Raw genomic sequence first — 23,777 nt, forward strand, 5'->3', positions numbered from 1 at the left:
AGAAATCCTTCTAACTAATTCGATCCATTAATTTTTTCCGGTATTGCGATGGTGTGGTACCGACAATTTTTTCAAATTGCGTGACAAAATAATCCGGATTATTAAATCCGACATTTTCCGCCACTTCATATACCTTTAAATCAGTAGTCCGAAGCAGTTTTTTAGCTGCATCCATTCTGACTGTTAAAATATAATCTTTAAAATACACACCGTACGTTTTTTTAAAGAGCTGCCCCATATAAACAGGATTCATATAAAATTTGTTCGCAATCGATTTAAGGGTAATCGATTGATCATAATGTGAATGAATATACTTCTTTATGCGATAAATAGTACCTTTAACATTGTTTTGATTCAATTCCGACAGAATATTGGCTGCATCTTTTATAAAGTTGCCCCACATGGTTTGTAACTGTTGAAGATTTAAAGAATATTGATCCCACTCTAGCATATCTTTGAGATTAGTGATTTCCTGTTCATCCCCATCAAATTCAATAATAGCCTTTAAAATCCTATGATTAAGACGATTTACCATCGTTCGCAATGCATCTTTAGCAAAATGCATTTCTCGGCATGTCTGGATCATTTTGTTTAATTGCATAGTAATTTTTTCATGGTTGTTCTCTTCTATAAATTCCATCATCATATCATAATAGCTTTGGTCCAGATCAATAAAAAGTACATCTTTCTCTTCAATCATCGAAGCGGTAATAATAGGACCATCAAATAAATATTTGAATTGGACACACTTTTTGGCCGATTTATACGAAGCAATTAAATGTTCAATTTTTGTTACTGTTTGGCCACAGTAGAAATGTGCATTCAGTCCTGTACTCTGATACCAATCATCGAGAAATTGATTTATATCTCGATTATTTGCGGTAAGGAATTTGTCATTGATCACTAATCCAAAACAATTAACGGTATCTTCAAAGCACATATAGTGATGTTGTGCTTTCATATCGAGTAAGCTATTTTCCAATGTTTCAAAGCATTGCTGATAATCTACATTCAGTCCGTTTATTTCAGCCTTAATAAAGGTAAATTCATCTCCCTTATAAAAGGGATGGTTAGATACATTGGAAAAATCATATTCCTTATCACATAAGAGGATTTTTTTTAGTTGAGTAATATTTTCCAACTTATCCTCCATTTGTTTCGTCTCATATTCAGATTCAATCGCTTTCGATACTTTTTGCAACGTCTGATGGATCTCTTCTTGATCTACAGGCTTTAGAATAAAATCTTTCACTCCATATCTAAGCGCTCGTTGCGCATATTTAAAATCGTTATAACCACTTATCACAATAAAATAAGGAGAATGAGAGATGTGTTCTTTACATTGTTTAATTAAATCCAATCCATCGAGAACCGGCATCCGTATATCCGTAAGTACAAGATCTGGCTGAAGTTCTCTAATATCGGACAATGCGTCTTCTCCATTATCCGCTTCGCCACAAACTGTAAAGTCATATGATTCCCAATCTATTAATGTTTTGATTCCCTTACGAATATAGACATCATCATCTACTAAGTAGACTTTATGCATGGTTCTTCTCCCCTTTCACATATTCTTTCTCCAATAGACTTTGTTGTCTAATTTCAAAGCTTTCAAAGGCAAAAAGGGCTAATCGTGTAATGAGATAAAAAGTGAAACTGATTCCTACAACTGGGAGTAGACCTGGTATAAATCTCCAAAGATATTGTAGTAAAAACAAAGTGACGAGCATTGCTATTGATATAAATGGACTAAATATTCCTAATACAATTGCATGTTTAAAGGTTTGCCTGATGTTTAAATCAAAATGTGCAGAGGTTGGAAATATATACAATAACGTAATAGCAAAGATAATTCCGATAACGATAAATAGGACTATAAAGAAGGATTGAAAGCTAGAAGTGTGTTGGATTATCCACTGAAAATCAATCAATAAAATATACCCAACTACTGTCAACACGTAACCGATAACATTTGCTTTCACAAAATTGTTCTTATACGCCTTGAAAAATGTTTTATTAAAAGAAATATCATCCTCCTGAACACACCACTCCCTAATTGTAATTACTAAAGCCATTGTTGCTGGGAAAATACCAAGAACAACTAAGCCTGCAATTGACATTACGATCCACAATAAATTTAAATACATGATCCACATAATCCATTCCAAAATACGATAGAGACCATTGGAATTGACTGTTTTCACCATAACATATACCTCCTTCCGTTTTGTAAACGCTTTAATATTCAAAGAAAAAAATATACTTTGTTTATTCGATAGACATACTTATTATAGTACAATATTATACAAAAGAAAAGTGGCTTTTCCATATAAGGTCATTATTTTATCCACTAAACAACTCTGTACTATCCATTATATTAGGCTAGCGCAATACAGAGAACAACAGAAGGAGGATTTTTTATGGTTTACAAAGCGACAATCAAAAGAAACAGCTATCGTAATTTACTGAAAGAATACGGTTATGACGAGAAAGAAATCGATCAAAGGGTGCAGAATACGTGGATGCAATTATTCGACACCTCTCATCCAGAAACTCAAATCTATTTCCCAGTAGGTGATGACTTAGGTTATATGCTTGATACTGGAAATGACGACGTACGAACAGAAGGTATGTCCTATGGAATGATGATGGCGGTGCAAATGGATGACAAAGATATTTTCGATAGGTTATGGAAGTGGTCCATGACTTATATGTATATGGAAGAAGGAGAAAATACAGGCTACTTTGCCTGGTCATGTGCACCAGACGGTTCAAAGAATGCTGATGGCCCTGCACCAGATGGTGAGGAATATTTTGCATTAGCACTGTTTTTTGCTTCACATCGTTGGGGGGATGGATCTGGACTCTATGATTATAGCAAACACGCAAAGGATTTATTACATCGTTGTATTCATAAAGGAGAAAATAACGATGGTTATCCAATGTGGAATCCAGAAAATAAACTAATAAAGTTTGTACCTAGTGTAGAATTTTCTGATCCCTCCTATCACTTACCACATTTTTATGAATTGTTTGCATTATGGAGTTATGAGGAAGATCGTGCTTTTTGGAAGGAAGCTGCTATTGCCAGCAGACAATATATTGCGAAGTCTGCACATCCTTTAACTGGATTAGCACCAGAATATGCTTTTTATGATGGTTCACCTAATCATATTAGAGGGTTTGGCCATTTCTTCAGTGATTCATATCGTGTTGCCTGTAATATTGGATTAGATTATGAATGGTTTCAAGATAATGCTTGTCCAGTCGTTGTCACGGAAAAGATTCAAGCCTTTTTTGCTAATAAAAATCCTGAGGATTACAGAAGGTATAAGATTGACGGAGAACCTTTTGATGAAAAAGCACTTCATCCAGTAGGACTAATCGCTGCCAATGCCATGGCCTCATTAGCCACAAGTGGCGAAAATGCGAGAAAAGCAGTCGATTTATTTTGGCATACACCTGTCAGGATTGGTAAGAGAAGGTACTATGATAACTGCCTTTACTTTTTCAGTCTTTTAGCCTTAAGTGGGAGGTTTAAAATTTGGGCTCCGGAATAAATAGATTGAGATGTTGCCAGTAAAGGTATGATAGTTGCCAGTAGACTTGATGAACTTGCCAGTAAAGGTGCGATAGTTGCCAGTAAACTTGATGAACTTGCCAGTAAAGGTGCGATAGTTGCCAGTAACCAGCTGAACTTGCCAGTAAAGCTACATGTATTAACGATCCTTTAAAAAGCCAAGGATATTCATCCTTGGCTTGGTACATTATTGTCTAAAGTCCATTAAGTCTTGATTTAATTGCTTTGTTTGTTGGTATACATCTTGATATAGCTTAAATAACTGTTTATACTTTTCTACATTTTCTGGATTAGGTTGGTAGGTTTCGGCATCCTCTAAGATAGCATCTGCACATTCTTTTAATGAAGCATACCATCCTGAACCATAAGCAGCAAGCATTGCCGCTCCCATCCCCGGACCTTGTTCACTTTTTAATTTGATGATTTTTGCATCAAATATATCTGCCTGGATCTGGAGCCAATCCGGATTTTTCGCACCACCACCGATAGAATAAATCGTATCAATTTGCTTACCATTTTCTCGGAAGATCGCAATCGATTCATTCAGTGAAAAGGTAATCCCTTCTAATACAGCACGAGCGAAATCCTTTAAGGTATGAGAGCTGTCCATGCCGATAAAACTTCCACGAATTTGCGAATCTGCATATGGTGTACGCTCACCAACTAAATATGGTGTAAATAGTAAACCATTAGCACCAGCAGGTACATCTCCCACACCGTCTAACAGTTCATCAAAGCTCTGTTCCGCTGCAAACGTTCTCTTAAACCAGTTTAAGCTATGTCCAGCAGCTAATGTAACCCCCATTGTATAGTAAGCATCCTGTTCACCATGGTTGAAATAGTGGACTTTTCCTTGATAATCTTTATCACCCGAAGGTTCATAGGAAAGCACAACACCTGATGTCCCAATACTGGCGAACGTCCTCCCTTCAGATAAAATACCTGAACCGATCGCACCACAAGCATTATCAGCTCCACCGGCAAAAACATCTGTTTCCTCTGATAATCCTGTCTCCGCTGCAATAGCTGTTGTAATTTTTCCGACATTTTCATGTGAATCAATTAATGGCGGGCAAATTGAAACATCTAAGTCAAGTAAGTCACAGATTTCTTTACTCCACTCTTTTTTCGCAACATCTAATAAACTAGTCCCAGCCGCATCTGAGTAATCCATATGGACTTGCTCTGTTAAGCGATAGCGCACATAATCCTTCGGTAAAACGAATGTCTTCACTTTTGCAAAAGTTTCCGGCTCATGTTCCTTCACCCATAATATTTTGGGTAAAGTGAAGCCTTCCAATGCCAAGTTTTTTGTTATGTCAATAAATTTCTCTTTACCAACTTTTTGATATATTCTCTCGCATTGGGGTGTTGTACGGGTATCATTCCATAGAATCGCATTGCGTAGCACTTGATTATTTTCATCAAGCAAAACTAAACCATGCATTTGACCTGAAAAGCTTAAGCCCTCAATGTCGGACACGTCTCCATCAAATTGTTGAACAAGTTCTTTGAGACCAGCGACGGTTTGTGCTACCCAGTCTTCCGGCTTTTGCTCGGAATAACCAGTTTTCTCTTGTATTAATGGATAGTCCTTAGAAACTTCCTGAACTACTTGCCCCGCTTTATTCACTAATAGCAGCTTTACTGCACTTGTGCCGAGATCGACACCAATTACATAACTCACAGCCACACCTCTCCTCTCACTTTTGGTTATATTCGCAACTAATATAACTTCAAAAATCGAAGTAAAGACTTAGCTATGCATAAGCTCAGCTAAGTCTTCTTCTTTCCGTCTTTTTTCTTCATTAAGAAGATATAAAAGACGCTGTCCAGTCCCACATCCTAACTGGCACTTCTGCTTTTCTTATCGATCGGTATATGCGTTTAATAGATATTGGTTGATGGTTGCTTTGATAACCTCTAGGCGACCAGATTTGTTTTTAATTTCTTTAAGGTTTAATGCGTGTTCTTCAAGTGATTTGAAGTCTGCCTTTCCTTCTACAATATCTTTACCTATGCCTTCTTTAAAGCTTGCATAACGGTCATCGATGATTTTTTCGAATACTTGATCTTCTACTAATTTGCTAGCTACTTTATAACCAACTGCAAAGTGATCCATACCAGCAATATGTGCATGGAACAGGTCATCTTGTTCGAAGGAACCACGACGTACTTTTGCGTCAAAGTTTAGACCACCGGATCCAAGTCCGCCATTTTTAATAATTTCATACATTGCTAGTGTTGTAGAATAAATATCTGCAGGAAACTCATCTGTATCCCATCCTAATAACGGGTCACCTTGGTTTGCATCTACTGAGCCTAGTAATCCATTAACACGTGCATAACGAAGCTCATGTTCGAATGTATGACCAGCAAGTGTTGCGTGGTTTGCCTCGATATTTAATTTAAAGTGATCCTCGAGTCCATATTTTAATAGGAATGCATGGGCAGATTGAGAATCAAAATCATACTGGTGTGTTGTTGGCTCTTTTGGTTTTGGTTCGATTAAGAATTGTGCATCAAAACCGATTTCTTTCGCATAATCTACCGCCATGTGGAAGAATCGACCAAGATTATCTTGCTCAAGGCCAAGGTCTGTGTTAAGTAATGTTTCGTAACCTTCGCGACCACCCCAGAATACATAATTTTCTCCACCAAGCTCTTTACCAATTTCTAATTGTTTCTTTACTTTTGCTGCTGCATATGCAAATACATCCGCATTATTAGAAGATGCTGCCCCATGCACAAAACGTGGATTCGTAAAGTTGTTAGCTGTATTCCAAAGCAGCTTTACGTCACTATCTTTCATATGATCTTTAATCAGGGCAACAATAGTATCTAAGTTTTGATACGTTTCGCGTAATGTATCACCTTCTGGTGCAATATCAACATCATGGAAACAGAAATATTTCACCCCTAGTTTTTCGAAAAACTCAAATGCCGCTTCTACTCTTGCTTTCGCACGGTCCATGCCATCGTACTTATCCCAGCTACGAAGTGCTGTACCTGTACCAAATGGATCGGATAAATCCTCTGTAAAAGTGTGCCAGTATGCTACACCAAAACGAAGAAACTCTTCCATAGATTTTCCGTTGATTTCTTCTTGTGGATTGTAAAATTTAAATGCAAGTGGATTAGTTGACTTCGGTCCTTCATACTGAATTTTGTTAACGTTTTCAAACCATGTCATTTATTCATACCTCCAAGTTATATCCATTCAGGATTTGATTTCGTGATTATTATAGCAACTACACTAAAGTTTGTCTAGTGAATAAACAAAGATTGTAGAATTATTTTTCCTATTGTGATAAAATGATTGTAATTTATTGCGTAGAAATGAGTGAGGCGAATTGAGTCAAACGTGGAATCAGCATGTTGTAAAGAAAGAGAACAAAGCATTAGTGCTTGATACAATTCAAGACAGGGCACCTATCTCAAGAGCAGCCATTGCCAATATAACTGGTTTAAATAAAGGGACTGTTTCATCACTTGTTAGTGAATTAATAGAGGAAAAGTTAATTCATGAATCTGGCACTGGTAAATCAAGCGGAGGCAGACGACCAGTGATGTTGCTATTAAACGAAACTGCCGGATTTACCATCTCGGTTGATCTTGGTGTTACAAGTATTCTAGGAGTATTAACAGACCTTCGAGGTACTATCATTTCTGAAAAAAAGATTCACTTTAAAAATCCTGCTTTAGATGAAGTGTTAACCTTATTATATCAATTAATGGATCAACTAAAGAAGGATGCTCCTGACTCTGCATACGGAATTGTCGGAATTGGTGTCGGGGTACCAGGAGTTGTTTCAAGGGAAGGCGAAATCTTATTAGCGCCAAACTTAGGATGGAAAAAAGTTCCTCTTCAACAAATTCTTTTTGACCACTATAAGATTCCAGTAATAGTAGAAAATGAAGCAAATGCAGGGGCTTATGGCGAGAAGGTGTACGGTGTCGGGCAACTGTCCAATGAGATAGTTTATACAAGTGTTAGTACCGGTATTGGTGTCGGCTTGATTCTTGATGGTAAATTATATAAGGGATTAAGGGGATTTTCAGGTGAACTCGGTCATATGACAATCGAACAGGACGGTCCAGCATGTCGATGTGGAAATAAAGGATGCTGGGAGCTTTATGCTTCCGAAAATACCTTGCTAAAACAAGCGGACATTGCCGGAATTGCCAATGCTACGGTCGAAAAAATAGTCGAAATGGCTGATCAAGGTGATACGAATGCGATCCAGTTATTAGAGGAGCTTGGCGATTATTTAGGTGTAGGAATTACCAATATTATCAATATATTTAATCCTGAGCAAGTCATCGTCGGTAATACTTTACGTCAAGCAGAAAAATACATTATACCAGCTATAGAAAAAAGAATTGAAAAAAATGCGATTGGCTTTAACAAGAATGATGTTCAATTAAATATAGCCAAATTAAAAAAATATTCTACTGTAATGGGGATGGCAGCCTTTAATATTGAAAGCTTCTTCAAAGAGACTGACAACGAACCTATAATGAATTAATTTTCTTCCGTTATTATGAGCTGGAATACTTTTTTATTGAAATCCCCCGACCTCTTTGCTCGGTGTTCGGAAGGATTTCCACTTATTCCAGCTGTGATAGTAACATTGCTTCCATCACAAACTTCCTCTTGACACATTTCGTTATTACTACCTAAATTATGTATTTATTTAGTCACCCAGTTTAGGCTTTTTACATATGCTACATGGGGTGATGACATGAATAAAGATTACAAAGAATATTTGGAAAACTTGTTAAATTGGGGAGAAAAATTGAAACAAACAATTCAAGAAAGTGAGCTTGCAGACGAAGAAAAAATACATGCATTAACGCAAGTTGAAGAGTGGCAGAATAAAATTTATGAATTATTAGACGAAGAAAAAAAAGAAGCAAATCCTGAGAGAATGGCCGATTTAAGAGCAGAAGGAGAAAACCTAATACAAGAAATACAAAGTTCATCTAATAGAAATAGTGTGCCATATGGCAAACATAAACTACCTCCCTTGCCTTATGCGTATAATGCGTTGGAGCCTTACATTAGTGAGGAAATTATGCGATTACACCATACAAAGCATCACCAGTCATATGTTGATGGCTTAAATAAAGCGGAAGAAGCATTATATACAGGAAAAAAAGGAAAGGAACCAATTAAGCATTGGTTAAGAGAGCAGGCATTTCATGGATCAGGACATTATTTGCATACGATCTTCTGGTTTAACATGACACCTAACAGTACAAAGAAGCCTTCTGGCGAGATACTTCAGCAAATGGAAAAAGATTTCGGTTCATGGAACAACTTTAAGCGGTTGTTCACTAGTGTTGCCGAATCCGTTGAAGGTAATGGCTGGGCTGTCTTATTGTGGTCTCCGAGAAGTGGTAGATTAGCCATTCAGTCATTTGAAAAGCATCAGTTATTTCAGCTACCAGATACCATTCCGTTGTTAGTATTAGATGTTTGGGAACATGCTTACTACCTACAGCACAAAAATGATAAAGCTTCCTATATAAAGGATTGGTGGAATGTCGTGAATTGGGGTAATGTAAATGAGAGATTTAACAAAGCAAAAAACCTAAAATGGCAATTATTCTAACAAAAAGTCGACGTGATAGTCTTATCCACGTCGACTTTTTGTTCCCATTTAATAGGAATCAATCAAGCTATCATCTAAGCCTGGATATGTTTCTGTTTCATCATGGATGGCTTCTATTTCAATTAGCCTCACTTCATTTTTCGTTAATGTCAAATCTAATGTTAAGTCTTCTCCCGTTAGCTTACGTTGTGCTGACTCGAATAAAGGGATCGCGCTTTGCTGCAATGTTTCTACTTGTGCTTTGGAAGGAAAACGAGGGCGCCCCATTTGCTGCCATACCTTCCATGGATTTGCATACTTCTCACTGATCGATTGACTCGACACAAAATACTCCCCTGCATCAAGCGGTAATTGAACAGTAAATGCTCGGTTACATTCTTCCCCTTTTTCCATTACTAGATTCCATGCAATCAATATGATACTACCATCTTCTTTTTCTGTTACTATCACTTTGTCGTCACGATATAATAGTTTGCTACCTAAACGATTAAAAAAGGCAAATAAATGATAGGTTGGTTTTCTCACATGACCTAATCCCATCAATCCAAAACCACCATGAAATTGTGCTTTAGGAACATCCAATTCCTCAAATATATCACTGAATGTCCAGTATGAAAATGAATCAACATAATTGCCACCTTCACTTAAGATTTTGGCGAGGTAATCAGCATTTAACGTTGTGTCATGAACCGGATTTATCGGACTGTAAGATGTATTATATTCCGTTATATGAAATGGAAGGTCTGGAAAATCAGAGTCTTTAATCAGTTGTCTGACATTTTTAAATTCCTGTAACATCTTATCTGGTTCTGCAAGCTCCTGATAATAATAATCTGCCGTTACTTTATGTGGTGAACGAGATGTATATGCATGACGTGAAACAAAATCAACCGGAACATTCTCCTTTTTACAAAACGCTAGAAAATCGGTAATCCATTCATCAGAACCGCCACAAATAGCAGGTCCTCCCACCTGAATAGCAGAATGGACAGATTTTATAGCATTTGCTGTTACTTGATATAGTCTAAAGTACGCGTCTTTATCCGCATCCTTCCAAAAGTTTACTAGGTTCGGTTCATTCCAGATTTCGAATGGCCATGTTAACACTTCTTCTATACCATAACGGTCAATAAAGTGCTTGGTCACTGCTTTAATTAAGTCTTCCCATTTTTGATAATCATTTGGTGGTGTGACATTTCCTTCCCAGGCGAAAATGGTTTGATCGTCTGAAGCTAATAACTTTGGCATAAATCCAATTTCAACAAAGGGTTTTAGTCCGAGCTCCAGAAATGAATCGAAAATCCGATCGATATAGGTAAAGTTATAAAACGGGACGACGTCACCATCTACTTCCATCTCTCGATAAATCCCGATATCATCATGTAATAGACCATGCCCTCTTATATACGAAAAGCCAATTTCTTCTTGTACCGTTTTTAAATGATCCAAATATTCCTGTTGTAATGCCAAACCTAAGCGTCCGGTACCGATACACTTTTTCCAATTATCAGGAAAAATGGTGGCACTATCTCTTTTTACTTGAATCGTGGTCATCCTCTCTTCCTCCCTTTTTCGACAGCTTGGATAAATTCTTTTGCTTTATTGGTTAAATTGGCTAAGTAGTCAGCTGTCAGCTGATCTGTTGCTTTAACTAATGTACTTCCTGCCCCTACCGCAACTGCCCCTGCCTCGATATACTCTGTTGTATTAGTAACATCTACACCACCTGTAGGCATTAACGGGATATGGGGAAGCGGACCTTTCACATCCTTGAAAAAACCCGGACCAATTACACTGGCAGGAAAGACTTTGATCATATCTGCTCCTTTTTCATATGCTGTCAAAATTTCAGTCGGGGTAAAAGCTCCTGCAACAGATACTGCACCATACCGCTTCGTCATTTCGATCGTTTCTGCTCTTACGGTAGGAGAGAAAATAAATGATGCTCCAGCCATTAAGGCTGCACGCGCTGTCTCTGCATCAAGCACAGTCCCTGCACCAACCAACACCTCATCACCTAACTCATCTTTTACTTTTTCAATAAGTGTTAATACTTTTGGGGTTTCAACTGTTATTTCAAGCGATGTGACTCCACCTTCACGTAATGCTTTTGCAATTGGAATAATGGTATCTGGTGTGGTTTTACGTATGACAGCCACGATACCACTATCTAACATTCTTTGTAATACCTTCATTCTATTCAACCTACCTTTTTACATCGACATTATTTTGCCCGAACATAAACTGTTGCAATTCTTCTTTGGTTGGTAATCCTTCATAATCCCCTTTTACTTGAGTTTGCATGGCTCCAACTGCATTGGCACGTTTAACCGCATCAAATAACGAAAGCTGATCGAGCATACCTGATAAAAATCCTGCAGCAAAACCGTCTCCTGCTCCGACAGGATCAACTACCTGTTTAACCTGGAAGCCTTCCACATATCCACTTTCATTTTTCGTTTTCAGAAATGCCCCTTTGTCGCCAAGTTTAATAATTACCGTCTCGCACCCATGAGCCAAAAACCGCTCGGCTACTTGATTTGGCTCTCTTTGATCAAATAAAAAGTGAGCTTCTTCGATACCTGGTAAGACAATATCTGATAACATGACCATTTCTGTTAAAACACTTCTTGCTTTCTCCTCTGTCCACAGCTTGCGGCGCAAATTAGGATCAAACACTACCTTCACCTTATATCTTCGGGCCAGCTTCATTATTTTTATAACTGTATGATAGGCAGTATCACTTAAAGCTGGAGTTATCCCCGTTACATGGAGAAACTTAGCATTTTTTAGATAATCTTCATTAATATCCTCTGTTTGTAAGGTACTGGCGGCCGACCCTCTACGATAATAACTGACACGGATATCGTCAGCATGACGAATTTCCTTAAAATATAGACCTGTTGGAAAGTCTTGTTCCCTTCTCACTTGGCTTACGTCAATACCTTCTCCGCGAACTGTATTTAAAATATATGTACCAAATTCGTCTGCACCAAGCTTACTGATCCAACCAACCTTATGACCAAGACGAGCAAGACCAATCGCTACATTTGTTTCAGCTCCACCTACATTTTTAGAAAAAGTGTCCGAAAAACGCATCATCGGGCTGGATACCGGTGTAAAAACAACCATCGATTCGCCAATCGTTATAACATCCTGCATCTTTACACCCCGCTATATGCCATAAATCCGCCATCAACTGGAATACAAGTACCTGTTACAAAACCACTTGCTTCTTCATCAACCAGCCATAGTAATGTACCTAATAAGTCCTCTGGTGCACCTAAACGTCGCATAGGTGTGTGATCGATGATCTTCTGCATACGAGGTGTCGGAGAACCATCTTCATTTGTTAACAGTGGTCTGTTTTGATCCGTTAAGAAGAAACCAGGAGCAATTGCATTCACACGTACATTCGCTTCCGCCATATGCACAGCTAACCATTGTGTAAAGTTGTTGATCGCTGCTTTAGCTGCACTATATGCTGGCACCTTTGTCATTGGGCTTGGTGCACTCATGGAAGAAATATTAATCACGGTTGTTTTACGTTCAATCATTCTTGCTGAGAATATTTGAGTAGGAATTAACGATCCGATAAAATTCAAATTAAACACGGAAGAAAAGCCTTCGGTTGTCATATCAAAGAAGGTGCGGATGGAAGGGTCTAACAGTTCATCTTTTTTAAAGGTTTCACTTGCTGTGGTACCATCTGGATGATTACCTCCGGCACCATTAATCAGTATGTCACAAGCTCCATATTCTTGGAATACTTTTTCCTCCGCTTTGATCACCGCTTCTCGATCCAGCACATCACATCCAATTGCTATTGCCTCTCCACCTTGTTCTTTAATATCAAGGACAACTTTTTCTGCCTTCTGGATGGTGCGATTTAATACCGCTACCTTCATTCCTTGGCGTGCTAATTCCTTTGCCATTGCCCCACATAATACACCGCCTCCTCCAGTTACAACTGCCACTTTATTTTTTAAGTTCGAATTGATTGGTAACATCTGCTTCATCCTTTCGTTTACTTAATTGATAAGCATCCCATAATCCCCAAAGATACATAATGCCGAGTGCACGGTCATATAATCCATAACCAGGTCTACACTGTTCGCCCCAAATATGTCGTCCATGATCTGGTCTTACATATCCACTGAATTCAATTTCATGGTAGGCTTTAACTATTTCATCAATGCTGATTGAGCCGTCTTTCGTTCGATGAGATGTTTCAATAAAATCACCATTTTCAAATAGTTTCACATTACGAATATGGGCAAAATGAATACGATCTTGAAACTCATGAATCATCGCAACAATATCATTATCTTTCCGTACTCCTAATGCACCTGAACACAAAGTAATACCATTATATTTACTTGGCACTAGATTCAAAATGTCACGGAGACGAGACTGTGTTGTCACAATTCGTGGTAACCCAAATATTTCCCAAGGCGGATCATCTGGATGTATTGCCAATTTAATGCCATGTTCTTCACAAACAGGTATTACTTTGTGTAAAAAATATCGTAAATGTTCGATTAAATCTTCTTCTGTCACTTCCTGGTATGCTTCAAATAAATCTTTTAATGTCTCTAAACGTTCCGGTTCCCATCCAGGCATTGTATAATCAGGATTTGCAGCAATTTTATCGACTAATTCTAACGGCTCCATATTAGCAACTTTTGCTTTTTCATAAAAAAGCGCTGTCGAGTGATCAGGTAAAGAACCGAATAAATCGGTTCTAACCCAATCAAAAACTGGCATAAAATTATAACAAATTACCTTTACATCTATTGAAGCCAGATTTTTAATCGTTTCAATATAATTAGTAATATATTGATCTCGGTCAGCTCGACCTAGTTTAATAGATTCATGGATATTGACGCTCTCCACAACATCTACGTGCAATCCATATCGCTCAACTTGTTCCTTCACTTCCTGGATACGAGCTTTTGGCCAGATTTCACCAGCTGGAATATCATGTAATGCCCATACAACGCCTTCTACACCTGGAATTTGTTTAATTTGAGATAAGGTTACACTATCATTTCCCTTACCAAACCACCGAAACACCATTCGCATGTAGTCACATCCCTTCCTTAGTAGATGATTCGTCCGTGTTGGTCTGGAATACCAGATTTACGGTAAAAATACGTATTGATTTGATCGCGCCATTCTCTGGCGTTTTCTAGTTGCCTTATTAAACGGTCTTGCACATTGTTAAATCTCTCTTTGTCAATATCATTACTTAGAGCATTCCATTGCTCTATTAAGCCTTCTACCTGTTCATATCCTTTAAAATGAGTATCATAGATATGTTGAATAACTGTATTACCATTTTTTAACGTATACTTGTATGGTACATGATGAAAAAATAAAAGCAGTTCATCTGGAACTAGATCTAAATTGTTATAAACTGATTGATGTGGTTCTTCATATTGCTCGGTGTAACCTGTCCCTGTTTCTTTTGTACGATCAACACCTATTCCATCACGATCAGCGAAATGATAGGTCCCCCATTTAGAATATTCGTAACCATCAATATTTGGCCCATAATGCACACCAGGGGTTACCATCCAACCTACCCCAAGTGGTGCAGTATAATTTTCATAGATTTCCCATGAGTTTAATAACATACCTTCTATGGTTTGTAGGACTTTTTCTTGCGTACCAAAAGTTTGTTTGATCCATTCCTTTGCAACTTCTTCTGATGTTAACGCTGGATTCCAGGTTAAACGTCCATACCCGTAAAGATTTGCTTGTGCTAATGTATTTCCGGTCCAATTCTCATCATTACCGATATTTGAAACTGCTGCTACACCACTGTATTTGTAGTGGTGAATATTTCCAGCTACAATTTCTTCAATGGTGGTCCCTTCTCCTTTAATGTGCGTATCAAAGGCAAGCACTTCCTTCCATTGCGGTAATAGGTAACATAAATCGATTTGTTGACCTGTATATTCTTGCGCTATTTGAAATTCAATCATTTGATTAGTCTTTGGCATCGCACCAATTAATGGGGATACAGGCTCTCGTACTTGAAAGTCCATCGGTCCGTTTTTAATTTGCAAAATAACATTTTCATGAAAACGCCCATCTAATGGTTTAAAGTGATCATAAGCTGCTCTTGCACGGTCTGTCGTTCTGTCACGCCAATCTTGCAAGTGATTGTACACAAAGCAGCGCCAGATTACTTTACCATCAAAAGGTTGTAATGCTTTAGCTAACATATTAGATCCATCCGCATGGTCTCGGTTATAGGTGAAAGGACCTGGTCTGTTTTCTGAATCAGCCTTAACTACAAACCCTCCAAAATCAGGTATGTAATCATAGATTTCTTTCGCTTTTTCTTTCCACCACTTTTGGACATTTTCATCAAGAGGATCAGCAGTATCTAGATCTCCTATCGTCACCGGACTGGCAAAATTGATACTGAGGAAAAGTGTGACACCATATGCACGAAAAATACTTGCTATTTCTTCGATTTCAGTAAGGTATTTTTTGGTAATAAAATAGGTTTCTTCTTCCCATACATTCACATTGTTGATCGAAATGGCATTGATGCCAATAGAAGATAAAAATCTGGCATAATCTTTGATTCTCGTTTTATCTTCCACAAATCGATTTTGTTGATAGAAAATCGATTGTCCAGAATAACCTCTCTCAATACTACCGTCAAAGTTATCCCATTGATTGATCATACGAAATTGGTTTTTAGGTTGCTCATATACAGATAACGCTGTAATGTCTTCATTAAGCTGCATCAGTCTCAGCAAGTGATGTACACCATATAATACTGCTACATCAGAATTTCCAGCGATGATTAATTGCTTTTCGTTCGCCATAATAAGGAAGGCCTCATCGTTCATTTCTGCTAATTTGGTTAGATCATTGTTGCTTATAAATTGTTCTAAATTCTTTTTGTTACCGATTACAATTTTGCTATTCATTGGCTCATTCGAAATATACAAATCCCTTTCGAGCATTTGTGGCACTGCTAACTGTAATTCATCCTTAGTAGCTTGTATTTGTAGCCCATCGCCTAGTACACTGATTTGAGCAAAAAAATATCGATATTGCTCTAGCATTTTAACGTCTGTTACTGGCTGATATTGTAGCCACATATTATATTGTTTACTTTTCATCGTTCCACTCCTTTTCTTTTTAAACAAAAAATTCTGGATTTTTTTCTTTCAATTGATCTTTTTCAACTTCTACAAGTTGTAAATGTTCCATTACTGCTTTTTCAGCTACTTCCATATCACGAGCTGATAATGCCTCAAAAATCTTTCGATGCTGTGCAACAATGATCTTCCAATTATGATTAACTGAAAGACGCAATAATCGTAAACGGTCAAATTGGATATTCATTCGCTTTACCATATTCCAAGTTCTATGTTTACCACAGCCTTTATACATTAACTGATGAAATTCATCATCTAGTTCAAACAAGCGTTGATAAGATCCTTTTTCCAAGCAAAATTCCTGCAATGTCAGGTTTGATTCAATTTGTAGTAAATCCTCTCTGTCAATTTTTTCGACCGCTTCTTTTACAATTGCCTTCTCAATATTTTCTCTAACGAAGCGCCCTTCTTCCACTAACGCTAAATTAATTTTCGTAACAATCGTGCCAATCTGGGGATAAACACCTAATAATTCCTCCTGATTTAATTGAAGAAATGCTTCCCTTACCGGAGTTCTACTCACATTAAGCTTATCTGAAATTTCTTTTTCAGACATTTTCGTTCCAGGGGCGATTTCTCCATTCATAATTTGTGATTTGATCGTATTATAAACATAATCACGAGACGATCCTCTAGTTCTTTGACTTTGTGTGACCATTTCTACACCTTCTTTATACTAGTATGGTAGTTAATATTATACGCTTATAATTCCTAAAATTCAACATAGAAAAATAGATCAATCATTGTATTCCCATAAAATTCTCCATTCATTGTCCTCCTCTGCTAAAATAACAGGTTGGTTTATTTCTAAAAAACCGTATTTACTGTCATATATATAGGTTGCGATAAGACGATATACTGTCTGAGTGTTTGTCAGTTCTGCGTCAATTTGATAATTTTTTATTTTGGTAGGATCACTCAACCTAAAGTCAAACGTATTAACACCGAAGTGCTCAAAAAAAACATGCGCACGGTCCTGAATATAATCATTTTTATCAAATTTTTGTTTCATTGATGAATGAAACATCTCCCAGGAATTAGAGAAATCACCATTCTGTTCATATTCATAAAACCTAAAAGCTACTCTTTCCACTTGTCTTTCGGTTGAAAAAAAATACCAAATCATAGAAGACAATGCTATTACTAGAACTAAAACAAAGATTAAACCAGCTGACAATACTAATTTTTGATTTTTATATAAATTATATCGGCGAAATTTCATATAAATCACCCATTTTTTAAGAATTATATGGAAAAGCTCCTTAATTAAGCATATTCATTACAGCTAAATTTAGTATTAACATTATCTAAACAAAAATAGTTCTAAAGACCTATTGTAATCGCTTTCCATATTTAATATAATGAAATCGGTTACAATAATAGTTGTTGTGTACATATACTGTTTACATCCATTTGGTGTAAATACATGTACAGTATTTTGATTCAAAATAGATTGTCCCCCTTTGCACCCTATAAAAATAGGGTGCCTTTTTTTAATCTTAAGTAACCGTACATGTCTACAATATAAAAAAGCACACTCCTTATTATTGAGTGTGCTTCTTGATTAGTGCGCTTCTACTTGTTTAATGAAGCTTTCTTCGTTTCTACGGATTAATTTTTCTTTAATAAATGGAATCACATATCTATCTAATCCAAATCTTCCCGCATTATATCCTGCTACTAGTAAAAATAACGTGAGTAAGATCATTTGGCCATTTGTACTGATCGTCCCGCTGAATAGAAAGGCAAAATTCATGATGATCCCCATTAATGCGGCAAAATTAGTAAATACACCTAGGATCAGTGCAATACCAACTAGCAGTTCTCCCCACATGACAAGGATGGTAAATACATCTGCTCCAGGAATTGCAACAGTTTCTAAAAATGTGGCCCACCAACCTTGAACTGTTGGATTCTCTCCACTTGCACTAGCTACAGCACCATGTAAGAAGCCACTAGCATCAAATTCTCCGCCGATAATTTTACCCCAACCAGATGTCATCCAATGATATCCTAAGTAGACTCTGATAAAAGCTAATATTCCTGCCATTACTTTATTATTTCTTAAAAAATTCACAAACATTATCATACACTCCTTTATTATTGTTCAATATTTCACATTTATACTTGTAATTAATTAGTCTCTGCTATCACTTGCCTCATTTGATTTTTTCTTTTTTCTATCACTTGTCGAATAAAAGGAATTACATAGTAATCTAATCCAAGTTTACCTGCATTAAAACCAGCAGCTAACAAAAATGCGGTTAATAAAATCATTTGTGGATTAGTGCTTACTGTTCCACTGAATACAAAGGCAAAATTCATTACAATGCCCATTAATGCGGCAAAATTGGTGAAAATTCCCAGGATAAGTGCTAATCCTACTAGCAACTCGCCCCACATTACTAAAAAACTAAATACATTTGCTCCCGGAATTGCCACATTTTCAAGAAATGCTGCCCACCAACCTTGTACTGCTGGATGATCACCACTTGCTTTGGCAACTGCTCCATGTAAATAACCAGATGCATCAAACCCTCCTGTTATTTTACCCCAACCAGATGTCAACCAAGTATATCCTAAATAAATACGAATAATAGCTAGAAAACCTGCGACATACCGATTTGTTCTTAAAAATTCTACAAACATCATTATTCACTCCTTTTTATTTGCTCAATAATTCACAATTAATTTTAGCTATATTTGATCTTTATTACACTTATATCATATCATTATTTCTAACTATTTCAACAATATTGTTCAACACTTCACATTTTATTCAATTATTTGTGTCTATTTTGTGACATACCCCCCTTTTTCGGTTATGCTAATAATACATGCTTTCCATTTCAAAGGATAAACTAAACCTTATGGATAGAAAAGAAATGAGGTGCAAAAGAATGAAATATCGCAGACTCGGAAAAACCAATTTAGATGTTTCTGTTGTAGGTATCGGTACTTGGCAATTTGGCGGTGAATGGGGGAAAAACTTTACTCAGGTAGAAGTGGATCAAATTCTCGAACAAGCTAAACAAGAAGGCATCAATTTAATTGATACTGCTGAATGCTATGGTGATCATCTATCCGAACAATTTATTGGAGATTATTTAAGCCGAGAAAATCGTGAGGCTTGGGTATTGGCAACGAAATTCGGCCACCATTTCCATCGGAATTTTGAACGTACACGTCACTGGTCAGCTGATGAAGTGCTCCAACAATTAGATGAGTCCTTGAAATCGTTAAAAACAGATTATATCGATGTATATCAAGCACATTCTTGTACAGATGAAGAATTTAACAATGATGACTTATGGACAATGCTGGATAAACAAAAACAAGCAGGTAAGATTCGTCACTTGGCAATTTCATTAGCCGGTAATGAAGAAAGCTATCAGACGGATAAAGCAAGTGAAGTGGGGGCTGAAGCAATTCAAGTAGTATATAACCGCCTTGAACGTGCTCCCGAAGAAAAAATATATCCTTCAGCCATTAAACAAGAGCTAGGTGTGATGGCTAGAGTTCCTTTAGCTAGCGGTTATTTAAGTGGAAAATATAAACCAGGCTCGACGTTTCAAGCTAATGATGTACGTTCAAGGCACGAACGTGAAAAAACGGATCGAATGCTAAGGTTGGTAGAAGAAATTGCTCGATATGAAGTTCCTGATGGAATTAATATGGCAACCTGGTCACTTGCCTGGTGTCTACAACACGATGCAGTAACAACAGTTATTCCGGGCTGCAAAAATCCGGATCAAGTGATTTCTAACGCGCGAGCTGCTAATTTAGATCTTGTTTCGACTGATCATCCACAGGCGAGACCATTTTGATTCTTAAAACCAACAGCTTCCATTTGTGAAGTTTGTTGGTTCTATCCTATGTTATTCTTCTGCTATATACATCTACTTCTGCCGCCTCTTACCTGAATATTCCATCTAAATTATTTCTAATGAACTAACCTATACCAATAATATGGTAAGCGCTCATGCAATGTTATAATATCTAATCCTTTCATCATTCCCCCAATACAACTAATTACAGCTATCCTTTGAAGGTACGATTCTAAAAAAAGAGGAGCGCATCTCAAGTAAGATACACTCCTTCTTTTGTCTCTATCTATTTTATACATGCTTTGCAAAACTTTGCTTTACTTCTTGCACGACGTCATTCCCATCCCGATCCCACAAAGATTGATTAATGATCTCTACCTCAATCGGGCCATTGTAACCTGCTGCTTCTACTGCCTTTCTCATTCTATTAATTTCGATCACACCATCACCCATCATGAACCTGCCTTTAAACATATCATCCATCGGTACGTTCCAATCAGACACATGAAATCCTAATATTCTTCCTTTTGCCCGTTCGATTTCTATATAGAGGTTTGGATCCCACCAAACATGGTAAACATCGACAATGACCCCTACTTCACTTGGATCATATTTTTCGGCGATCGTTGATGCTTGCTCCATTGTATTAATCACCGATCTGTCAGCTGCAAACATGGGATGTAATGGTTCAATGGCTAGCTTCACACCATAATCTTTTGCAAAGGGAACAAGCTGATCAATTCCTTCTGCAACCTGTGCTCTTGCTGTATCAATATCCTTATCAGCACTTGGACCACAAACCAATACTAAAGTATCTGTACCTAATTCAGCTGCTTCTTCTACTGCCCGCTTATTATCATCGATTCTTTCTGCTCTTTCTTTTGCAGTAGCTGCTGGAAACATGCCTCCACGGCAAACACTAGATACTTGTAAACCCGCATCCTGGATTAGCTGCTTTGATTTTTTTAAGCCGATTTCCGCTATTTTGTGACGCCAAACCGAGATCCATGGCACATCATGACGGACACAACCTTCTACGGCTTCCTGAAGATTCCATTGCTCGGTTGTGATTTGATTTAAACTAAGACGACTCATTAATTGCTCATCTGTCATCGTGTACCCTCCTGCTTCACGCCAGCCAACTCTAATGTCAGCCGCATTCTTTCTGTTGCTAATTCTGGATTTCGGAACAACCCTGCTTTATCGGCCATCACAAATAGATCAGACAAATGTACGATTGAGCGTGCACTTTCTTTTCCACCAATCATGCGGAAATGATCCTGATGTCCGTTAAGGTATGCCATAAAGACAACACCTGTTTTATAGGAAAAGGTTGGCGTTTGAAAAATATGGCGTGATAATGGTACGGTTTTTTCCAATAATTGATCGTATTTTTCCAGATCACCTGCGTCCAAAGCGTGCATCGCTCCTGCTGCTGCAGGGGCAATCGCATCAAAGATTCCTAACAAGGCATGACTGTATCCTTGTTCATCCCCTTTAATTAACGCTGGATAGTTAAAATCATCACCAGTATACATTCTGACACTGTCAGGTAGCAGACGACGCATTTTTATTTCCTTTTGATCGTCCAAAAGGGAAATTTTAATACCATCCACTTTTGTTTCATTGTCTCTAATGATTTGCAGACATATTTCCATTGCTTCATCTAAATCTTCATGTCCCCAGTAGCCTTTTAATGCCGGATCAAACATATCACCAAGCCAGTGTAATATAACAGGCTGAGAAACATTTTGTAAGATTTTATTATAAACTCGCTGGTAATCCTCTGGCCCTTTTGCACAGGCAGCAAGTGCTCGACTTGCCATTAGAATTATTTTCCCGCCTTCACCTTCAACAAAAGAGATCTGTTCTTCATATGCTCTTTCAACGTCTTCTAATGTCACAGATGGAGTAGCTTCTAAATGATCTGTTCCTACCCCGCTTGCCATATTGCCACCAACAGATTTTGCTTCTTTAATCGAGCGTGAAATTAATTCCTTTGCACCTTCCCAGCTTAATCCCATTCCACGTTGTGCGGTATCCATCGCTTCAGCTACTGACAATCCGAGTGACCATAAATAATGACGATATTCCATCGTTTTATCCCAATCAATTTGAGAATCAAGTGTAGGATCAGTATCCGCTAATGGATCGGCTACCACATGGGCAGCCGAGAATGCAATCCTTTTTTCAAAAGGTTTGTCGGTCGGTATATCAAAGGGTGTATAATTACTAGCTTCATGGGTATATAGTTGACGGTCCTTATTCGGCAAAATGAGCTTCTTCATTTTGTGTACCTCCTTACAATTTAATTTCCGGTACCTCTACCCAGCGTCTTTCTTCCCATGATTGTAAACCAAGGTCTGAAAGCTGCGTTCCTTTCGCTCCTTCAAGAAGATCCCAAGGGAATTCCTCATCCGCAAAAACGTGCTTTAAGAATAACTCCCATTGTACTTTGAATCCATTGTCATAAACTTCATTTGTCGGTACTTCCTGCCATTGCGACTGGAAATCAAATGGATTTTCAATATCTGGATTCCAGGTTGGTTTTGGTGTATTCACACGATGCTGTACTTTACAATCACGAAGTCCTGCAACCGCACTCCCTTCGGTACCATCAACTTGAATCGTTAATAAGTCATCACGGTTTACTCTCACTGCCCAAGATGAATTCGCCTGTACAATGACACCATTATCTAACTCAAACGTTCCATACGCCGCATCATCTGCTGTTGCCTTATATCTTTCACCATTTTCATCGACACGCTCTGGAATATGAGTAGCACCTAAACATGATACTGCCTTTACATTGCCAAAAAGATTATCAATGACATAACGCCAGTGAGCAAACATATCGACAATTATACCGCCACCATCTTCTTTTCGATAATTCCAGGATGGACGTTGTGCTTCTTGCCAATCTCCTTCAAATACCCAGTAACCAAATTCCATTCTTACCGATAACATTTTTCCGAAGAAACCGGAGTCGATTAGGCGCTTTAATTTTAAGAGACCAGGTAAAAAAAGTTTATCTTGGACTACCCCATTTTTTACTCCCGCTTCTTTTGCTAATCTCGCTAATTCGATGGACCCTTCCAAATTAGTAGCAGTTGGTTTCTCGCAATAGATATGCTTTCCCGCTGCGATTGCTTGCTTAATGCTATCAGCACGTCTAACTGTTGTTTGGGAGTCAAAATAGATCTGATTATAGTCATCTGCGAGCGCTGCTTCTAAGTCCGTTGAATAGCGTTCAATGCCATGCACTTCTGCCAACGCTTTCAATTTCTTTTCATTTCTTCCTACTAAAATTGGGTCAGGCATTAATGTATCTTCATTTTTTAACAACACGCCACCTTGTTCTCTAATTGCTTTGATAGAACGAATTAAGTGTTGGTTCGTTCCCATTCTTCCTGTTACCCCATTCATAATAATTCCGATTTTATGTTCTGCCATTATTTTTTCCCCTTTCAGTTGCTATGTTGTGTATAGTTTAGCGTAATATAAAAAATTCGTCTTATTAATCTAAGAACGAATTTCTTAAAATCGGAAATGATTTGGAAGATTA

22 protein-coding genes are annotated in these 23,777 nt (G+C 37.6%); 5 read left to right on the forward strand and 17 right to left on the reverse strand.

The features are described from left to right. Window positions 1-10 precede the first annotated feature (10 nt). Window positions 11-1,549 carry a response regulator transcription factor gene (locus tag ACTNEP_RS15340; protein ID WP_441162894.1) on the reverse strand — a complete coding sequence of 513 codons (1,539 nt, stop codon included), beginning with the start codon at window positions 1,547-1,549 and terminating at the stop codon, window positions 11-13. Continuing rightward, the gene (locus tag ACTNEP_RS15345) at window positions 1,542-2,207 is read right to left on the reverse strand and encodes a YesL family protein (RefSeq protein ID WP_441162895.1); all 666 of its coding nucleotides are present in this window, start codon (window positions 2,205-2,207) and stop codon (window positions 1,542-1,544) included. The genes ACTNEP_RS15340 and ACTNEP_RS15345 overlap by 8 nt, the downstream gene beginning before the upstream one ends. A gap of 213 nt (window positions 2,208-2,420) precedes the next feature. Here ACTNEP_RS15345 and ACTNEP_RS15350 point away from each other — a divergent pair, with 213 nt between their 5' ends. Beyond that, window positions 2,421-3,560: a glycosyl hydrolase family 8 gene (locus ACTNEP_RS15350; RefSeq protein WP_441162896.1), complete on the forward strand. Its 1,140-nt coding sequence runs from the start codon at window positions 2,421-2,423 to the stop codon at window positions 3,558-3,560. A gap of 27 nt (window positions 3,561-3,587) precedes the next feature. Further along, a complete protein-coding gene (locus ACTNEP_RS15355; RefSeq protein WP_441162897.1) occupies window positions 3,588-3,734 on the forward strand; it encodes a hypothetical protein in 147 nt (48 codons plus the stop codon). A gap of 33 nt (window positions 3,735-3,767) precedes the next feature. Here ACTNEP_RS15355 and xylB read toward each other — a convergent pair whose 3' ends face one another. Together xylB and xylA are read right to left on the reverse strand one after the other, a co-directional pair. Further along, window positions 3,768-5,267, reverse strand: coding sequence for a xylulokinase (gene xylB, locus ACTNEP_RS15360; protein ID WP_441162898.1), 1,500 nt, complete (start codon window positions 5,265-5,267; stop codon window positions 3,768-3,770). A 180-nt stretch (window positions 5,268-5,447) separates the two neighbouring features. Then, window positions 5,448-6,773: a xylose isomerase gene (gene xylA / locus ACTNEP_RS15365; RefSeq protein WP_441162899.1), complete on the reverse strand. Its 1,326-nt coding sequence runs from the start codon at window positions 6,771-6,773 to the stop codon at window positions 5,448-5,450. 160 nt (window positions 6,774-6,933) lie between these two features. On the opposite strand from xylA, the gene ACTNEP_RS15370 reads away from it, so the two are divergent. Both ACTNEP_RS15370 and ACTNEP_RS15375 read left to right on the forward strand, forming a co-directional pair. After that, entirely contained in the window at window positions 6,934-8,109 is a 1,176-nt protein-coding gene (locus tag ACTNEP_RS15370; RefSeq protein ID WP_441162900.1) for an ROK family transcriptional regulator, read from the forward strand. Window positions 8,110-8,325: 216 nt separating this feature from the next. Continuing rightward, complete coding sequence (locus ACTNEP_RS15375) at window positions 8,326-9,198, forward strand: superoxide dismutase (protein ID WP_441162901.1); 873 nt, start codon at window positions 8,326-8,328, stop codon at window positions 9,196-9,198. A gap of 48 nt (window positions 9,199-9,246) precedes the next feature. Here the strand turns inward: ACTNEP_RS15375 and ACTNEP_RS15380 are convergent, their stop codons facing one another. From ACTNEP_RS15380 to ACTNEP_RS15425, 10 genes are all read right to left on the reverse strand, one after another. Next, window positions 9,247-10,752, reverse strand: coding sequence for a GH39 family glycosyl hydrolase (locus ACTNEP_RS15380; protein ID WP_441162902.1), 1,506 nt, complete (start codon window positions 10,750-10,752; stop codon window positions 9,247-9,249). Further along, a complete protein-coding gene (locus tag ACTNEP_RS15385) occupies window positions 10,749-11,393 on the reverse strand; it encodes a bifunctional 4-hydroxy-2-oxoglutarate aldolase/2-dehydro-3-deoxy-phosphogluconate aldolase (protein ID WP_441162903.1) in 645 nt (214 codons plus the stop codon). Before ACTNEP_RS15385 ends, ACTNEP_RS15380 begins: the two co-directional genes overlap by 4 nt. A 10-nt stretch (window positions 11,394-11,403) precedes the next feature. Then, the gene (locus ACTNEP_RS15390; protein WP_441162904.1) at window positions 11,404-12,360 is read right to left on the reverse strand and encodes a sugar kinase; all 957 of its coding nucleotides are present in this window, start codon (window positions 12,358-12,360) and stop codon (window positions 11,404-11,406) included. 2 nt (window positions 12,361-12,362) lie between these two features. After that, on the reverse strand, window positions 12,363-13,208 hold the full coding sequence (locus ACTNEP_RS15395; protein WP_441162905.1) for an SDR family oxidoreductase: 846 nt from the start codon (window positions 13,206-13,208) through the stop codon (window positions 12,363-12,365). Then, window positions 13,177-14,283, reverse strand: a complete 1,107-nt coding sequence (uxuA, locus tag ACTNEP_RS15400; protein WP_441162906.1) for a mannonate dehydratase — start codon at window positions 14,281-14,283, stop codon at window positions 13,177-13,179. Before uxuA ends, ACTNEP_RS15395 begins: the two co-directional genes overlap by 32 nt. A 17-nt stretch (window positions 14,284-14,300) precedes the next feature. Continuing rightward, on the reverse strand, window positions 14,301-16,346 hold the full coding sequence (locus ACTNEP_RS15405) for an alpha-glucuronidase family glycosyl hydrolase (protein ID WP_441162907.1): 2,046 nt from the start codon (window positions 16,344-16,346) through the stop codon (window positions 14,301-14,303). A gap of 19 nt (window positions 16,347-16,365) precedes the next feature. After that, window positions 16,366-17,043, reverse strand: a complete 678-nt coding sequence (locus ACTNEP_RS15410) for a GntR family transcriptional regulator (protein WP_441162908.1) — start codon at window positions 17,041-17,043, stop codon at window positions 16,366-16,368. 78 nt (window positions 17,044-17,121) lie between these two features. Then, window positions 17,122-17,607, reverse strand: a complete 486-nt coding sequence (locus ACTNEP_RS15415) for a hypothetical protein (protein ID WP_441162909.1) — start codon at window positions 17,605-17,607, stop codon at window positions 17,122-17,124. Window positions 17,608-17,949: 342 nt separating this feature from the next. Continuing rightward, window positions 17,950-18,468: a DoxX family protein gene (locus tag ACTNEP_RS15420; protein WP_441162910.1), complete on the reverse strand. Its 519-nt coding sequence runs from the start codon at window positions 18,466-18,468 to the stop codon at window positions 17,950-17,952. A gap of 50 nt (window positions 18,469-18,518) precedes the next feature. Then, window positions 18,519-19,034 carry a DoxX family protein gene (locus ACTNEP_RS15425; RefSeq protein ID WP_441162911.1) on the reverse strand — a complete coding sequence of 172 codons (516 nt, stop codon included), beginning with the start codon at window positions 19,032-19,034 and terminating at the stop codon, window positions 18,519-18,521. Between the two features lie 251 nt (window positions 19,035-19,285). On the opposite strand from ACTNEP_RS15425, the gene ACTNEP_RS15430 reads away from it, so the two are divergent. Continuing rightward, the gene (locus ACTNEP_RS15430; RefSeq protein WP_441162912.1) at window positions 19,286-20,212 is read left to right on the forward strand and encodes an aldo/keto reductase; all 927 of its coding nucleotides are present in this window, start codon (window positions 19,286-19,288) and stop codon (window positions 20,210-20,212) included. Between the two features lie 291 nt (window positions 20,213-20,503). On the opposite strand, the gene ACTNEP_RS15435 is transcribed toward ACTNEP_RS15430, so the two are convergent. From ACTNEP_RS15435 to ACTNEP_RS15445, 3 genes are read right to left on the reverse strand one after another with little or no spacing between them, the layout of a single operon-like run. Next, on the reverse strand, window positions 20,504-21,325 hold the full coding sequence (locus ACTNEP_RS15435; RefSeq protein WP_441162913.1) for a sugar phosphate isomerase/epimerase family protein: 822 nt from the start codon (window positions 21,323-21,325) through the stop codon (window positions 20,504-20,506). After that, on the reverse strand, window positions 21,322-22,500 hold the full coding sequence (locus ACTNEP_RS15440) for a dihydrodipicolinate synthase family protein (protein ID WP_441162914.1): 1,179 nt from the start codon (window positions 22,498-22,500) through the stop codon (window positions 21,322-21,324). Before ACTNEP_RS15440 ends, ACTNEP_RS15435 begins: the two co-directional genes overlap by 4 nt. A 13-nt stretch (window positions 22,501-22,513) precedes the next feature. Further along, window positions 22,514-23,665 carry a Gfo/Idh/MocA family protein gene (locus tag ACTNEP_RS15445; protein ID WP_441162915.1) on the reverse strand — a complete coding sequence of 384 codons (1,152 nt, stop codon included), beginning with the start codon at window positions 23,663-23,665 and terminating at the stop codon, window positions 22,514-22,516. Between the last annotated feature and the right edge of the window lie 112 nt (window positions 23,666-23,777).

It is taken from the genome of Gracilibacillus sp. HCP3S3_G5_2 (assembly GCF_052063305.1).
Lineage (GTDB): Bacteria > Bacillota > Bacilli > Bacillales > Amphibacillaceae > Gracilibacillus.

What these genes read in the sequence shown, in the direction of transcription:
- ACTNEP_RS15340 (WP_441162894.1), bottom strand. Translation starts at nt 1,549, where the DNA reads ATGCATAAAGTCTACTTAGTAGATGATGATGTCTATATTCGTAAGGGA.
- ACTNEP_RS15345 (WP_441162895.1), bottom strand. Translation starts at nt 2,207, where the DNA reads ATGGTGAAAACAGTCAATTCCAATGGTCTCTATCGTATTTTGGAATGG.
- ACTNEP_RS15350 (WP_441162896.1), top strand. Translation starts at nt 2,421, where the DNA reads ATGGTTTACAAAGCGACAATCAAAAGAAACAGCTATCGTAATTTACTG.
- ACTNEP_RS15355 (WP_441162897.1), top strand. Translation starts at nt 3,588, where the DNA reads ATGATAGTTGCCAGTAGACTTGATGAACTTGCCAGTAAAGGTGCGATA.
- xylA (WP_441162899.1), bottom strand. Translation starts at nt 6,773, where the DNA reads ATGACATGGTTTGAAAACGTTAACAAAATTCAGTATGAAGGACCGAAG.
- ACTNEP_RS15375 (WP_441162901.1), top strand. Translation starts at nt 8,326, where the DNA reads ATGAATAAAGATTACAAAGAATATTTGGAAAACTTGTTAAATTGGGGA.
- ACTNEP_RS15380 (WP_441162902.1), bottom strand. Translation starts at nt 10,752, where the DNA reads ATGACCACGATTCAAGTAAAAAGAGATAGTGCCACCATTTTTCCTGAT.
- ACTNEP_RS15385 (WP_441162903.1), bottom strand. Translation starts at nt 11,393, where the DNA reads ATGAAGGTATTACAAAGAATGTTAGATAGTGGTATCGTGGCTGTCATA.
- ACTNEP_RS15390 (WP_441162904.1), bottom strand. Translation starts at nt 12,360, where the DNA reads ATGCAGGATGTTATAACGATTGGCGAATCGATGGTTGTTTTTACACCG.
- ACTNEP_RS15395 (WP_441162905.1), bottom strand. Translation starts at nt 13,208, where the DNA reads ATGTTACCAATCAATTCGAACTTAAAAAATAAAGTGGCAGTTGTAACT.
- uxuA (WP_441162906.1), bottom strand. Translation starts at nt 14,283, where the DNA reads ATGCGAATGGTGTTTCGGTGGTTTGGTAAGGGAAATGATAGTGTAACC.
- ACTNEP_RS15405 (WP_441162907.1), bottom strand. Translation starts at nt 16,346, where the DNA reads ATGAAAAGTAAACAATATAATATGTGGCTACAATATCAGCCAGTAACA.
- ACTNEP_RS15410 (WP_441162908.1), bottom strand. Translation starts at nt 17,043, where the DNA reads ATGGTCACACAAAGTCAAAGAACTAGAGGATCGTCTCGTGATTATGTT.
- ACTNEP_RS15415 (WP_441162909.1), bottom strand. Translation starts at nt 17,607, where the DNA reads ATGAAATTTCGCCGATATAATTTATATAAAAATCAAAAATTAGTATTG.
- ACTNEP_RS15420 (WP_441162910.1), bottom strand. Translation starts at nt 18,468, where the DNA reads ATGTTTGTGAATTTTTTAAGAAATAATAAAGTAATGGCAGGAATATTA.
- ACTNEP_RS15425 (WP_441162911.1), bottom strand. Translation starts at nt 19,034, where the DNA reads ATGTTTGTAGAATTTTTAAGAACAAATCGGTATGTCGCAGGTTTTCTA.
- ACTNEP_RS15430 (WP_441162912.1), top strand. Translation starts at nt 19,286, where the DNA reads ATGAAATATCGCAGACTCGGAAAAACCAATTTAGATGTTTCTGTTGTA.
- ACTNEP_RS15435 (WP_441162913.1), bottom strand. Translation starts at nt 21,325, where the DNA reads ATGACAGATGAGCAATTAATGAGTCGTCTTAGTTTAAATCAAATCACA.
- ACTNEP_RS15440 (WP_441162914.1), bottom strand. Translation starts at nt 22,500, where the DNA reads ATGAAGAAGCTCATTTTGCCGAATAAGGACCGTCAACTATATACCCAT.
- ACTNEP_RS15445 (WP_441162915.1), bottom strand. Translation starts at nt 23,665, where the DNA reads ATGGCAGAACATAAAATCGGAATTATTATGAATGGGGTAACAGGAAGA.